Annotated in this window: 9 protein-coding genes and 1 pseudogene; 9 read left to right on the forward strand and 1 reads right to left on the reverse strand. The window is 37.2% G+C overall.

Annotated features, from left to right (window positions below):
• The first annotated feature begins 83 nt into the window (after nucleotides 1-83).
• From pstC to AC5KOD_RS12730, 8 genes and pseudogenes are all read left to right on the forward strand, one after another.
• Nucleotides 84-1,004 (forward strand): phosphate ABC transporter permease subunit PstC, encoded by a 921-nt coding sequence (gene pstC / locus AC5KOD_RS12695; protein WP_496914941.1) that lies wholly within the window; start codon nucleotides 84-86, stop codon nucleotides 1,002-1,004.
• Nucleotides 1,004-1,888 carry a phosphate ABC transporter permease PstA gene (pstA, locus tag AC5KOD_RS12700; protein WP_496914942.1) on the forward strand — a complete coding sequence of 295 codons (885 nt, stop codon included), beginning with the start codon at nucleotides 1,004-1,006 and terminating at the stop codon, nucleotides 1,886-1,888. The genes pstC and pstA overlap by 1 nt, the downstream gene beginning before the upstream one ends.
• 90 nt (nucleotides 1,889-1,978) lie before the next feature.
• Nucleotides 1,979-2,788, forward strand: a complete 810-nt coding sequence (pstB, locus tag AC5KOD_RS12705; RefSeq protein WP_496914943.1) for a phosphate ABC transporter ATP-binding protein PstB — start codon at nucleotides 1,979-1,981, stop codon at nucleotides 2,786-2,788.
• Nucleotides 2,766-3,551 carry a phosphate ABC transporter ATP-binding protein PstB gene (pstB, locus tag AC5KOD_RS12710; RefSeq protein WP_496914970.1) on the forward strand — a complete coding sequence of 262 codons (786 nt, stop codon included), beginning with the start codon at nucleotides 2,766-2,768 and terminating at the stop codon, nucleotides 3,549-3,551. Before pstB (AC5KOD_RS12705) ends, pstB (AC5KOD_RS12710) begins: the two co-directional genes overlap by 23 nt.
• Before the next feature lie 14 nt (nucleotides 3,552-3,565).
• On the forward strand, nucleotides 3,566-4,246 hold the full coding sequence (gene phoU / locus AC5KOD_RS12715) for a phosphate signaling complex protein PhoU (RefSeq protein WP_496914944.1): 681 nt from the start codon (nucleotides 3,566-3,568) through the stop codon (nucleotides 4,244-4,246).
• A 179-nt stretch (nucleotides 4,247-4,425) separates the two neighbouring features.
• Nucleotides 4,426-5,700 (forward strand): murein hydrolase activator EnvC family protein, encoded by a 1,275-nt coding sequence (locus AC5KOD_RS12720; RefSeq protein WP_496914945.1) that lies wholly within the window; start codon nucleotides 4,426-4,428, stop codon nucleotides 5,698-5,700.
• 1,810 nt (nucleotides 5,701-7,510) lie between these two features.
• A pseudogene (gene nifJ, locus AC5KOD_RS12725) lies at nucleotides 7,511-11,056 on the forward strand (pyruvate:ferredoxin (flavodoxin) oxidoreductase); the annotation flags it as partial.
• Between the two features lie 165 nt (nucleotides 11,057-11,221).
• Nucleotides 11,222-12,523 (forward strand): hemolysin family protein, encoded by a 1,302-nt coding sequence (locus AC5KOD_RS12730; RefSeq protein ID WP_496914971.1) that lies wholly within the window; start codon nucleotides 11,222-11,224, stop codon nucleotides 12,521-12,523.
• Nucleotides 12,524-12,563: 40 nt separating this feature from the next.
• On the opposite strand, the gene AC5KOD_RS12735 is transcribed toward AC5KOD_RS12730, so the two are convergent.
• Nucleotides 12,564-13,709: an AI-2E family transporter gene (locus tag AC5KOD_RS12735; protein WP_496914946.1), complete on the reverse strand. Its 1,146-nt coding sequence runs from the start codon at nucleotides 13,707-13,709 to the stop codon at nucleotides 12,564-12,566.
• 203 nt (nucleotides 13,710-13,912) lie between these two features.
• On the opposite strand from AC5KOD_RS12735, the gene AC5KOD_RS12740 reads away from it, so the two are divergent.
• Nucleotides 13,913-14,431, forward strand: coding sequence for a VanZ family protein (locus tag AC5KOD_RS12740; protein WP_496914947.1), 519 nt, complete (start codon nucleotides 13,913-13,915; stop codon nucleotides 14,429-14,431).
• Nucleotides 14,432-14,442: the final 11 nt, after the last annotated feature.

A 14,442-nucleotide genomic window follows, 5' to 3' on the forward strand; every position in this document is an offset into this window, starting at 1 on the left:
GATAATTGAACGAAACAAACAGTTGGTCAAACTCACTTGTCACTGTTTATGTGAGTTAGTTCAATTTACTGGGAGGGTACGTCTTGGAAGATGTCCGGAGTAATTTATTAAAAAAATCCAAAAAAGCAAAGCTAGAGCAGCTTGGGAAAACCATTAGCTTTCTTTGTATTACGTTTATTGTGTTAGTAGTTGTGGCGATTTTTTACTTTGTAGCGAGCAAAGGGTTAGCTACTTTTTTTAAAGACGGTATCAATGTGTTTGATTTTCTATTTGGAACGGATTGGAGTCCTGGCAATGTAGGTGAAAATGGCAAGCCTTTAGTTGGTGCGCTACCAATGATTGTCGGCTCTTTTGTGGTCACTCTTTTATCTGCACTTGTGGCAACTCCTTTTGCAATAGGAGCGGCAGTCTTTATGACGGAAATATCGCCTAAATTGGGGACTAAAATTTTGCAACCTGTAATTGAATTGTTGGTTGGGATACCTTCGGTTGTCTATGGCTTTATTGGTCTGTCAGTTATTGTACCAGCTGTCCGTTCAGTGTTTGGTGGCAGTGGTTTCGGTATTTTGGCAGGGACATTCGTTTTGTTTGTCATGATTTTACCGACGGTCACATCAATGACGACAGATGCTTTAAAAGCTGTACCACGTCATTATCGTGAAGCGTCTTTAGCCTTAGGCGCAACGCGCTGGCAGACAATCTACAAAGTTGTTTTGCGTTCTGCAGTTCCAGGGATACTGACAGCAGTGGTATTTGGAATGGCTCGTGCGTTTGGTGAGGCTTTAGCTATTCAGATGGTTATCGGAAACGCCGCACTTATGCCATCAAGCTTAACCACGCCAGCTTCAACTTTAACTAGTATTTTAACTATGGGGATTGGTAACACAATCATGGGAACACTAGAAAATAATGTATTGTGGTCATTGGCGCTACTACTTTTATTAATGTCTCTTATTTTCAATATTTTGATTCGCTTTATTGGCAAGAAAGGAGCGATTAAATAATGACTCCTAAAAAAGTAGATAAAGTAGCAACAGGAATCCTTTACGTGATTTCAGGGATTATTGTTTTGATTTTAGCTAGTTTATTAATTTATATATTGGCTCGCGGTTTACCTCATATTAGTTGGGAATTTCTAACGGCTCGCTCGAAGACATTTCAAGTGGGTGGTGGAATTGGGATTCAATTGTTTAATTCCTTCTATTTATTATTGATTACAATGATAATCAGTGTACCAATCTCTTTGGGGGCAGGCATCTATCTATCAGAGTATGCTAAAAAGAATTGGTTGACGGATTTAATTAGAACGGCTATTGAAATTTTAAGCTCGTTGCCGTCAGTTGTTGTAGGTCTTTTTGGTTTCTTAGTTTTTGTTGTCCAAGCTGGTTTAGGTTTTTCAATCATTTCTGGTGCCTTAGCGCTGACTTTTTTCAATCTGCCCTTATTAACACGAAATGTTGAGGAATCTCTTAAAGCAGTGCATTTTACTCAAAGAGAGGCGGGCTTAGCATTAGGGTTGTCTCGCTGGGAAACGGTAATTAAAGTAGTTGTACCAGAAGCGTTACCAGGAATTTTAACAGGGATTATTTTAGGGGCTGGCCGAATTTTCGGTGAAGCAGCTGCTTTGATTTATACGGCAGGACAAAGTGCGCCAGCATTAGATTTCTCAAACTGGAACCCATTGAGTATTTCAAGTCCTTTAAATATTTTCCGGCAGGCTGAAACATTGGCTGTTCATATTTGGAAAGTCAATAGTGAAGGGACTATGCCTGATGGCGTGCAAGTATCAGCAGGGGCTTCCGCCGTTTTAATTATTGCCGTTCTGTTGTTTAACTTGGTTGCTCGCTTCTTAGGAAAGAGACTTCATAAAAAAATTACTTCAGCATAATAATGTTAACAACTAGCCTGAGTTACTATTGGGTTGGTTTTAGTGAGGCATGAAATTTCCCTCACAATTTTCCATTAAGGAGCTTATCTCATGAAAGAATATGATCTAAACGACACACATATCATAAAGTTTAATCCTCAAGAACAACCGATCGCCTTGTCTACAAATGACTTGCATGTTTGGTATGGTCAAAATGAGGCCATTAAAGGGGTATCATTAGAATTTGAAAAGAATCGCATTACATCACTTATCGGCCCTTCTGGGTGTGGGAAATCGACCTATTTACGTTCGTTGAACCGAATGAATGATGAAATAGCTGGAACTAAGGTGACCGGTGAGATAATTTATGAAGCAACCGATATTAATTCTAAGCAAATTGATGTTTATGAAATGCGTAAGCATATTGGCATGGTTTTTCAACGACCGAACCCTTTTAGTAAGTCTATTTATGGTAATATTACATTTGCTCTTAAACAGCATGGCTTAACTGATAAAAAAGAATTAGATGAGATTGTGGAAACTAGCTTAAAGCAAGCCGCTCTTTGGGAACAAGTTAAGGATAACTTGGATAAAAGTGCTCATGCACTATCTGGCGGACAGCAGCAACGATTGTGCATTGCGAGAGCGATTGCGTTAAAACCAGATATTTTATTGTTAGATGAGCCAGCAAGTGCTCTAGATCCAATATCAACAAGTAAGGTTGAAGAGACTTTGGTTAACTTAAAAGAAAATTATACGATTGCAATCGTGACGCATAATATGCAACAAGCCGCTCGGATTAGCGACTATACAGCATTTTTCTATATGGGGAAAGTTTTAGAGTACGATGAAACTGCTAAAATCTTTACCCGTCCGAAAATTCAAGCAACTGATGACTATGTCTCAGGACACTTTGGGTAAGGAGACAACTATGACGATTATTGAATCAAGACAATTGCATTTGTTTTATGGAAAGAAAGAAGCGTTAAAGGGCATTGATATGAGCTTTGAAAAAGGTGAAATAACAGCGTTAATCGGTCCATCAGGCTGCGGTAAGTCTACTTACTTGCGAACATTGAATCGGATGAATGATTTGATTCCTGATGTAACAATTACTGGTAATGTGCTTTTCAAAGATAAAAATATCTATAGTCCAAAGACTGATACGGTCGAATTAAGAAAACAAATTGGGATGGTTTTTCAACAACCCAATCCCTTTCCTTTTTCGGTGTATGAAAATGTTATTTACGGCTTGAAATTAGCTGGAAAGACCGATAAACAAGAACTGGATGAAGCTGTTGAAACGAGTCTTAAGGCTGCTGCTGTTTGGGATGACGTCAAAGATAAACTTAATAAGAGTGCCTTATCTCTATCAGGTGGGCAACAACAACGGGTATGTATTGCCAGAGTTTTGGCGGTTAAGCCGGAAATTATTTTACTTGATGAACCTACTAGTGCCTTAGATCCAGTTTCGAGCGGTAAAATTGAAAATATGTTGTTTGAACTGAAAGAACAGTATACAATGATTATGGTGACACATAATATGCAACAAGCGTCTAGAATATCTGATAAAACTGCTTTCTTTTTAAATGGCGATCTTATTGAGTATGATAAGACTAAAAAGATTTTCTTGAATCCATCTAAACAAGAAACAGAAGATTATATTACCGGTAAATTCGGGTAGGGAGGAGTAACAACATGTTACGGACACAATTTGAAGAAGATTTACAAAATTTGCACACTCAGTTTTCAACTATGGCTCAAGAAGTAAGTGATGCTGTTTATAAATCTGTTAAGGCTTTTATCAAGCATGATAAAGAAATTGCCTACAATGTCATCGAAAATGATGTCAAAATTAATGAGTTAGAAGTCCAATTAGAGAAAAAGAGCCTTGAGATGATTGCGTTGCAACAGCCTGTCACAACGGATTTACGGATTATCATTACGGTGATGAAAGCCAGCTCGGACCTAGAGAGAATGGGGGACCATGCTGTCTCAATCGCAAAATCTACTATTCGAGTAAAAGGAAACGAACGCATTTTAGAAGTGGAAGAAAAAATTTCTGATATGGCTGATGCGGTTAAGATTATGGTTGACAGCGTGAAAGATGCTTATATTACTGGCGATATGACGCAAGCTAAAGCAATTGCTCAAAGTGATAGTCGAGTGAATGATTATTTTAACGAAATTTACGATATGTGTATCAAGGAAATGAAAGAAAATCCTGAAACAGTGGTTGGTGGTACTGACTATCTGCAGGTTGCTGGTTTCTTAGAACGAATTGGTGATTATGTAACAAATATTTGTGAATGGATTGTTTACTTGAAAACAGGTAAAATTTTAGAGCTCAATACAAATCGAGATGATTTAGTTAATTAAATTTTACAATAAGAAGTAGGCCATAATTTTTGGCTCTACTTCTTTTATTTGTGAAAAAAATAACGTTATTAACTGTTTACATCAGTAATAAGTTGTAACGGAATTGTAACCTCATAGGGCTCCTTTGTATGTTATAGTCTAATATGTAGAAAAAAATAATAACGAGGTATACTGACTATATGAAGAATAAATATATATCACTATTATCAGCATTAGTTATTGGTACATCAGCACCACTTATGGCTGTTGCTGATACAATTGACAAGGATATAAATGAAGCAACATCTAAAATAGAAACATTAAAGAGCCAAAAGGCTGAAGCCGAAGCAACGCTTGCTGAGTTGACGGCTGAGGTGACTAGTCTTGAAACACAAGTTCAGGATACCTTAGACAAAAAGGGTGAGCTTGAGAAAGAGCTAAATGAGTTAAATACAGAAATTGCTAAGTTAGAGGGCGCTATTGAAAAGCGGACGGTAAAAATTAAAGAACAAGCTCGTTCAGCGCAAGTTAATACATCAAGCAACAGTTACTTGAATGTTGTACTTGAATCAGATAGTATTACAGAAGCAATTAGTCGTTCTTGGGCTTATGGCAAATTAGTATCAGCTAATAATGATATTATGACAGCTCAAACAGAAGATAAAAAAGAATTGGCTGATAAAAAAGTGGTTGTTGATGATAAAATTGTTGAAGTGACTGCTTTAACTGAAGAGCTAAAAGTTAAGCAAGAAGAGATGACAACTAAACAATATGATCAAGCTATTTTGGCGAAAGAGGTTGCGGCTAGTTTAACTACCGAAGAATCTAAAAAAGCTGGCTTATTGAAAGAAAAAGAAGAAGCTGAAAAACGTAAGGCCGAAGCCGAACGAATCGCTAAAGAAGAAGCGAAAAAAGAAGCTGAAGCCGCTGCTAAGCTTGCTGAGGAACAAAAGAAACAACAAGCCGAAGCTGCTAAATCAGAAAAAGAAATTGCTACAGAAATTAGTACGATTAACACTCAAGTTATGCCAGGAGATACTGAGAACAAACCGGATAATCGTCCGTCTCAAGGTTCAGGTGATTTCCAGTGGCCACTACCTAGTTTACATGTTACAAGTGGCTATGGTAACCGACCAGATCCAACAGGGACGTCTGGAACGGGGCATAACGGAATCGATTTTGCTGGTAGCTTGAACGATCAAGTCTTCGCAAGTCGCGCTGGTACAATCATTTCTTCAGGATTTGAGAGTGGTGCTGGTAACTTTGTGATTATTCAGCATGATAATGGCTATTTCACTTACTATATGCATTTAAATCAAATCATTGCGACTGGTGGTACAGTTGGTGCGGGGCAAGTAATCGGTTTAATGGGAACAACAGGTAATTCCACTGGAGTTCACTTGCATTTTGCTATTGCAACATCTGGTGCTTGGTCTGGTTATCTAGATCCTGGTCCATTCCTAGGTCTATACTAATATAGAATAGCTCTATGATTAATTAGAACTTAGTATTAAGCAAGATAAATGAATTAATATTATGTGGAATTGAAGGAGGGGAGAGCTCTCATTCAATTCCATTTTTATATTCTAAGAAATTTAGAAAGGTTTCAGAGAATGTCCTATTTATTTTTTTAAACAGGTGTAAAAAAATAAATAATGGAAACGTGTACAAATGTTAGCGATACTGTGGTACACTGAGATGAGTATTATTACAGAAAGAGTGGCTAGCTTTACATAGAAGCTTAAAAAGGATAGACCTTCTATGCTTGATTTAGTAGCTTCAAAAAAGCAGGAGTCGTTTCACGCGGCAGTGACATCAATAAAAGCTGAAAGTAATAAGAAATGTGGCTATGAAAGAATTAATGCGTGAGTCTGACTTATCTCATTGAGGGACAAAGGGTTTTATAGCGTGATTAAGTCGTTGAAATCAAGTTTAAAATGAATTAAAAAAACCGAGTGGTGTCACACGGCTCGTGACAGAAATAAGCGTTGAAAGTAGAAAGAAATGTGATTTTGAGCAAATTAATGTATGAGACTGGCTTATCTGAATAGGGAATAAAGAGTTTTATAGAGTAATGAAGCTATTGAAATCAAGTTTAAAATAAATTAAAAAAACCGAGTGGTGTCACACGGCTCGTGACAGAAATAAGTGCTGAAAGTAGAAAGAAATATGATTTTGAGCGAATTAATGTATGAGTGAGGCTTATCTGAATAGGGAATAAAGGGTTTTAAAGGTGTAATGAAGCTATTGAAATCAAGTTTAAGATAAATCAAAAAAAACGAGTGGTGTCACGTGGCTTGTGACAGAAATAAGCGCTGAAAGTAGAAAGAAATGTGATTTTAAGCAAATTAATGTGTGAGTCAGGTTTATCTCATTGAGTGATAAAGAGTTTTATAGTGTAATTAAGTTGTTGAAATCAAATTTGAAATAAATTAAAAAAACCGAGTGGTGTCACGTGGCTCGTGACAGAAATGAGCGTTGAAAGTAGAAAGAATTGTGAGTTTGAGCGAATTAATGTATGAGTGAGGCTATCTGAATAGGGAATAAAGGGTTTTAAAGGTGTAATGAAGCTATTGAAATCAAGTTTAAGATAAATCAAAAAACCGAGTGGTGTCACGTGGCTTGTGACAGAAATAAGCGCTGAAAGTAGAAAGAAATGTGATTTTAAGCAAATTAATGTGTGAGTCAGGCTTATCTAATTAGGGAATAAAGGATTTTATAGTTATAATGAAGCTATTGAAATCAGTATGAAAATGAATCAAAAAAATGAGTCGTGTCGTATGTCATGTGACACGATGAGAAAAAATGAAGGCACAATAATGATAATTGATTTGGTTACTTCTGAGTGAGGCAAATCAAGATTTCTTTGTTCGTTACAAAATAAAAGTAATGACTCAAGCATATTTTTACAAAAGAAGGGTGACGAGAGCTCTATTCTTAAGAGGCTGTAGCATAAGTTACGGTCTCTTTTTGCTGTGCTAAACCATCTCAAGCCAGAGAGCTAGGGACATCGAATGACTTTGAGAGATCAAAGTTTAAGTAGTACTAGTATCAAAATAAATTTACATCCGAGCTTTTTGTGAAACTTATACGTCATAGTGAACGTAAATGAAAGGATTCTTATTATCATTGAAACCTAGTTTCTAATGAGTTATAATAATAATGTCAAAGAAACATTGAATACTATTTCACAAAAAAGCTATTAGATAACGATTATTAGTCATGGGTGCAAGACAGGTCTAAGTGATAGATGGTTTTAATGTGAGAAAGAAAGAAGGAAATCAAATGCGTAACAAGCAAACGATGGACGGCAATACCGCTGCGGCTTATGTCTCTTATGCCTTTACCGAACTTGCAGCCATTTACCCAATTACACCAAGCTCAACGATGGCTGAGTTGGTAGATGAATGGTCGGCACAAGGTCAGAAAAATATCTTTGGTCATCCTGTGAAAGTGGTAGAAATGCAATCAGAAGCGGGGGCTGCAGGGGTTGTTCATGGATCACTAAAAACAGGTGCTTTAACGACTACTTATACAGCTTCTCAAGGTTTATTATTAATGATTCCTAATATGTACAAAATTGCCGGTGAGTTATTACCAGCTGTTTTTCATGTTGCAAGTCGTGCGGTTGCAACGAATGCTTTGAGTATTTTTGGCGATCACGGCGATGTCATGGCGGCTCGTCAAACGGGTGTTGTCATGTTAGCAGAGAGTAGTGTCCAAGAGGTTATGGATCTATCTGCGGTAGCCCATTTGGCCGCAATTGAAGCAAGCTTACCATTCATCAGCTTTTTTGATGGTTTCCGTACTAGTCATGAAATTCAAAAGATTGACGTTTTAGACTATGATGAATTGAGTGGTTTAGTTAATCAAGAGAAATTAGCTGAGTTTAGAGCAAAAAGTATGAATCCCAATCATCCTCATGTTAGTGGAACCAATCAGAATGCTGATATTCATTTTCAACAGCGTGAAACAATTAATCACCATTATATTGATGTACCTACTATTGTTAAGAAATATATGAATGAAATCAATGACCTGCGTGGAACAGACTATGACTTGGTAAATTATTATGGAGCAGATGATGCGACAGAGGTTATCGTTTCAATGGGGAGTGTTGCACCTGTTGTCCAGCAAACGGTTGATTATCTAAATCAACAAGGTAGTAAAGTGGGACATCTCAATATTCATTTATATCGTCCTTTCCCAGTTGCAGAATTTCTAGCGGCTGTTCCAAAGACGGTGAAGCGGATGGCGGTACTTGATCGTACGAAAGAGCCTGGAGCCGGTGGTGAACCTTTATTACTGGATGTTCAAAGTGTGATGTATGATAGCGAGATTCGACCAGTTATTATTGGTGGGCGTTACGGCTTGGGATCAAAAGATGTCACGCCAGATCAGTTAGTGAGTGTTTATGAGCATTTACAGTTGCCAGTATCTGAAATGAAACGACGCTTTACAATTGGTATCGTTGATGATGTGACTGAGTTGTCACTTCCGTTAAGAGATAAACTGGATTTAACGCCTCAAGGAACATATCAAGCAAAGTTTTGGGGCTTCGGCTCTGATGGCACGGTTGGTGCTAATAAATCATCAATAAAGATTATTGGGGATCATACTGAGTTATATGCTCAGGGTTATTTTTCATATGATTCTAAAAAATCGGGTGGGTTAACGGTGTCTCATTTACGGTTTGGTAAGGAACCGATTCAATCGACTTATTTAGTTGAAAATCCTGATTTTGTTGCGTGCCACAACCCTTCTTATATTTATAACTATGACTTGATTAAAGGGTTAAAACAAGGCGGTACGTTCTTGCTTAATACGAGTTGGGACAGTGAGCAGTTGGCTAAAAATATGCCAGTTAAATTAAAGCGCCAATTAGCTGAAAAAGAAATTAATTTTTATACAATTAATGCAGTAGCGATTGCCCAAGAAGTTGGCTTAGGTCGCCGAATTAATACTGTGATGCAGGCGGCTTTTTTCAAGTTGATGGCTATTATGCCTTATGAAGAAGCTGTTGAATTGATGAAAGCAGAAGTGGCTAAAAACTACGGGAAGAAATCACAAAAGATTGTTGATAAAAATAATGCTGCAATTGATTTAACTATCGCCAATCTTCAGAGAATTGATCTTCCGAATTCTTGGGTGGCTAGTGAAGAAGCTCCCAAAAAGCAACGAGACAATATGCCTTCATTTGTCTTCAATATTGTTGAACCTGTTAATCGCCAAGAAGGAGATTCGTTAAGTGTAGGTGACTTAAAAGCAAATAATATGACTGATGGTCGAATGCCATTAGGAACTGCTGCCTTTGAAAAAAGAGGTGTTGCCTTGGAAGTTCCAGAGTGGAATGTGGATCGTTGTACGATGTGTAACGAGTGTGCGTTCGTCTGTCCGCATGCAGCCATTCGGCCGTTTTTAGCTGATGAGGGCGAGGTAGCAGAAGCGCCTGAAAGGTTTATTATGCGCGAAATGCGTGGTACGGATGGGCTGATGTATCGGATTCAAGTGTCGTTAGAGGATTGTACTGGCTGTGGTTTATGTGTAGAGGCTTGTCCTGCTAAAGGTAAAGCCTTAGAAATGAAGCCTTATGGGGAACAAAAAGAAGAGGCAATTAATTGGGCTTTTGCAATGACATTGAAAACAAAAGAAAATCCTGTGAAGAAAAACTCGGTAAAGGGCTCTCAATTTGAACAACCTTTGATTGAATTTTCAGGTGCGTGCTCGGGCTGTGGAGAAACGCCATACATCAAATTGTTAACTCAGCTTTATGGTGATCGTTTAATGATGGCTAATGCAACAGGTTGTTCGTCTATCTTTGGTGGCGCTGCTCCAACAACACCTTATACGACTAATGAATTAGGTCAAGGACCGGCTTGGTCAAACTCACTCTTTGAGGATAATGCTGAGTACGGTTATGGTATGTATTTGGCTAATAATTCTCGTCGAGATTATTTAGCAGCCAAAGTAGCAGCCGTCATGGAAGAATCAGATTTGTCTGGTGAGCTAAGAGAGTTGTTAGAGGATTGGTTGCTTCATAAAAACCAAGGAGATGGAACTCAACAGCGGGCTCAAAAATTAAAAGCCGCCTTAGAGGATGAAGCAACGAAGAGTGACTTATTGTTAGAGATTTATGACAACCATGATCTGTTTGCCAAACCAAGTCAGTGGATGATTGGTGGCGATGGCTGGGCCTATGATATTGACTTTGGTGGGATAGATCATATTATTGCTAGTGGTGAAGATGTCAATATTCTTGTGATGGATAATGAAGTGTATTCCAATACAGGCGGGCAAAAATCAAAGGCGACACCAACGGCAGCTGTTGCTAAGTTTGCATCTGATGGTAAACGAGGTTCGAAAAAAGATTTAGGCGTAATTGCTATGAGCTATGGTCATGTGTATGTGGCTCAAATAGCTTCTGGTGCGAATCAAGTTCAAACAATTCGTGCGATTGAAGAAGCTGAAAAATTCCCTGGGCCGTCATTGATTATTGCGTACACTCCGTGTATCGCCCATGGAATTTCAGGTGGTATTACTTTAGAGCAGACTAAAGAAGCTGTTAATACGGGCTATTGGTCATTGTATCGTTATAACCCTTTATTACTTGAAAAGGGCAAAAATCCTATGACATTAGATTTCAAAAAGCCTGATTTTGCTGGGATGAAGGAATTTATGAAATCTGAAACTCGTTTTTCTACTCTTGTAGGTATTGAACCAGAGCTTTCTGAGGAGTTGTTTGATTTGACGGTGGCGAACGCTAAATCACGATTTTATCGGTATGCCAGAATTGCTGGTCAGGAAGAAAAGATTCGTGAGAAATTAGAAAAATAATTGGAAGGGGAGAGTGAGATAATTTGTCTCACTCTTCTTCATTTTCAATTATCAGTAGAAGAGCTTGCTGTTGGTTGTTCATGTAATAAATTCGTAGGCTTGATTCTATTAATATGTTATATTATAAACGGTATCTATTGATAGAAAGAGGCGTTTTAAATGATCGTAGGAAAGTTACTCATATTAGTGGTTATGATTATTTTAACGGCATTTTTTGTTGCGGCAGAATTTGGTTTAGTTAAAATTAGAAAAAGTCGATTAGAAGGCTTAGCTCAAGCTGGCAATAAAAAGGCGGGTTTGGCCCTTAATATTGTCGGGCATTTGGATGAGTATTTAAGTGCGTGTCAGTTAGGTATCACCCTTACATCATTAGCTATTGGGTGGTTGGGTGAAGGAACGGTTAGAGAGTTACTTCATCCTCTGTTAACTTATCTGCCGATTCCGAGTTCGGTTATTCAGGTGATTTCTCTTGTTTTATCATTTTTATTGATTACATTTGTTCATGTCGTCATTGGCGAATTAATTCCCAAATCACTAAGTATTACAAAAACTGAAGGGGTTGTTTTGTGGGTCGTGACTCCGCTACACTATTTTTACAAAGTGACGTATCCATTTATTTGGTTATTAAATGCTTCGGCTAATGGTATTGACAGTTTATTTGGCTTAAAATTAGGCGAAGGGAATGAGACTCATTCTGAAGAAGAATTATTGTTAATTGCTAATGAAAGCTTGAAGCATGGTGAAATTAATAAGGATGAATATGAATTTTTAAATAATGTTTTTGATTTTGATGAGTTGATGGCGAAGGAAATTATGGTGACTCGTCTTGACATGGAAGTCATCCCAGAAGAGTTTACTATTGGGGAGGCACTAGCATTTACGATTGAAAAAGGTCACAGTCGTTTTCCTGTTATTCGCAAGACGAAGGACGATATTATTGGTTATCTTACGATGCAAGACCTGATTAAAGAGTATTTGACTAATCCTGATGGTCCAATTTTAACATTAGTTAACGTACCTATTATTGCGTTTGAAACTATTCCTGTTAAGCATTTGCTAGCGGAAATGCAAAAGAGCCATAAGCATTTTGCGATCTTAACAGATGAGTACGGTGGGACTAGTGGGATGGTGACGATTGAAGATATTTTGGAAGAGATCGTTGGGGATATTCAAGATGAACAGGATCGGGAAGAGGAAAATATTCAGCCTTTAACGGAGCAAGAATTTATGGTTAATGGAAAAACGTCTCTAGCTGAAATTGAAGATTTTTTTCATGTTGATTTTCCCGAAAATACAGAAAGTATTAGTTTGAGTGGCGTGATTACGGATACTTATAAGCAAGCTGTGAGGGTCGGGTTTCGCTGTATTCATGAGGGGTTAGAAATGGAAGTAATGGAGATGGATAAAGTTAATATTGCTAAAATTAAGATTAAAGACCGTAAAAGAAGGACAAGTAAAGACTAGCTAATAAAAAAGATCAGGCAAACAATGTCTGATCTTTTTATTAATTTAATTTTCCTATAGGGGTGTCGTCAGTTGTTTCTAGCCATTCTATCACGATTATTTTTAAAATAGCGGCAACGGGAACGGATAGAAACATGCCTAAAATGCCGAAATAGGCGCCACCAACTGTAATTGAAACAATAATTAAAATAGGATTTAGATTTAATGCCCCGCCCATAATTTTAGGGCCAATAATATTGCCGTCTATCTGCTGAAGAATCAAAAGTGAGACGAGCGTAATGACAGCAAGATTTAAGCCTCCTGTGAAAAAAGTGATAATCGTCGTAATTATAGAAGCAAAAATGGAGCCAAAATATGGGATCATGTTACAAATTCCTAATAAAATTCCAAGAGTAATCGCAAATCTTACACCTAGAAGCGAAAGTAGAATCGTTGCAAGGGCACCAAGAATACAAGCATCGAGAAATTGACAGCCAATAAACTTATAGAAAATAGTGTTTGAATGTTGAATAAATCGTTTTGTATGATTGAAATAAGTGTCGGATAATAGTTTTCTGCAAACTTTAGTGAAAAAAGTAAGGATAGCATCTTTAAAGACAAGTACATAAATAGAGATGATAAAGGCTAAAAAGGTATTGATTACTGTTGAAGAAAGGTTTTTAGCAAATAAACCTAGTGAGGCTAATGAGGCAGTTCCTTGCAGTAATAATTTTTCTGGCGAATAACTAGCAGTCAATCTTTTTAATAGTTCTTCTAATTTAATGAGTTCGATGATTCCATTATCCTCCAAACTGACAGTCAAATCAGTTAAATAAGCATAAAAAGAAGGTAGCAGTGAGATCAAATCCAATAAATTTTTAATGATTAGTGGTACAAGATAATTTAATATTAAAAAGATACAAAATAGTGCGATTACGTACAGAATCAGGATACTAAGTCCTTTCCTTTTTTTCTGAATGAATGGTAGCTTGAGCTTTGTTAAAAGTGTTTCTAATTTTTTCTGAGGGCCATTTAATAAGTAGGCCAAAATAAAGCCGATTATAAACGGCGATAATGTGCTAAGCAATTGTTGAATACTGCTTGTTACTATGTGAAAATTTGAGATGAGCTTAAATCCCACAATGACAGCAAGGATAAATAAGAATCTAACTAACCAATAATTCCAATCAATATCTAGTTTTTTCATTATACCTGTTTCCTAACATTTTTTTCTTATCTTTAAAATTGATTATAGCATTCCAAGGAAGGAATCTGCAAAATTTAAGAAAAGTAATGAGATAGAACACCAATAAATTCTTAAAAGTTTTAAAAGCCATACTGATATTTCATCCTTCTAGTTACAAAGAATGATACACTAGAAGTAAGTTAGTTGAAAGGGTGGCGTAGCTGATGAAAAATAAGCGGACAAGTTTAGTGATCACGATTCTTTTTTGGGGGATGCTGTTAGTTTATTTGGCCAGTCTTGTTTCAATTATTTTGTTCAAAGGAGAATCTCCTATGGCTACGCTGAGCAATCCGCGAACTGGCGTGAGGTTAGTTAATTGGCAACCTTTTTATTTTTTGACTGATTTGACGGATTTGAATGTGATTGGAAATATATTGTTATTTATCCCCTTGGGTATGTATCTGGCAATTTTGTTTAAGCATAAGTGGCTGGGAATTGGTGTGATGTTTTTAATCAGTGCTAGTTTTGAAGCAATACAGTTTATTATTAATATTGGTGCTCTTGATGTAGACGATGTTATTCTAAATCTTGGCGGTGGTATTTTAGGCATGATATTAGTTGGGATATTATCGTTATTTTTGAAAAATAAACAGCGATTGAAATCGTTTATGGCAATTGCTTCAACCTTACTGGGTGTGCCATTGCTTGTTTTGTGGGTATTGCTACAGGTTGCCTGCCAATAAGTGATAGTGGG

It is taken from the genome of Vagococcus sp. WN80Y (genome assembly GCF_059621045.1).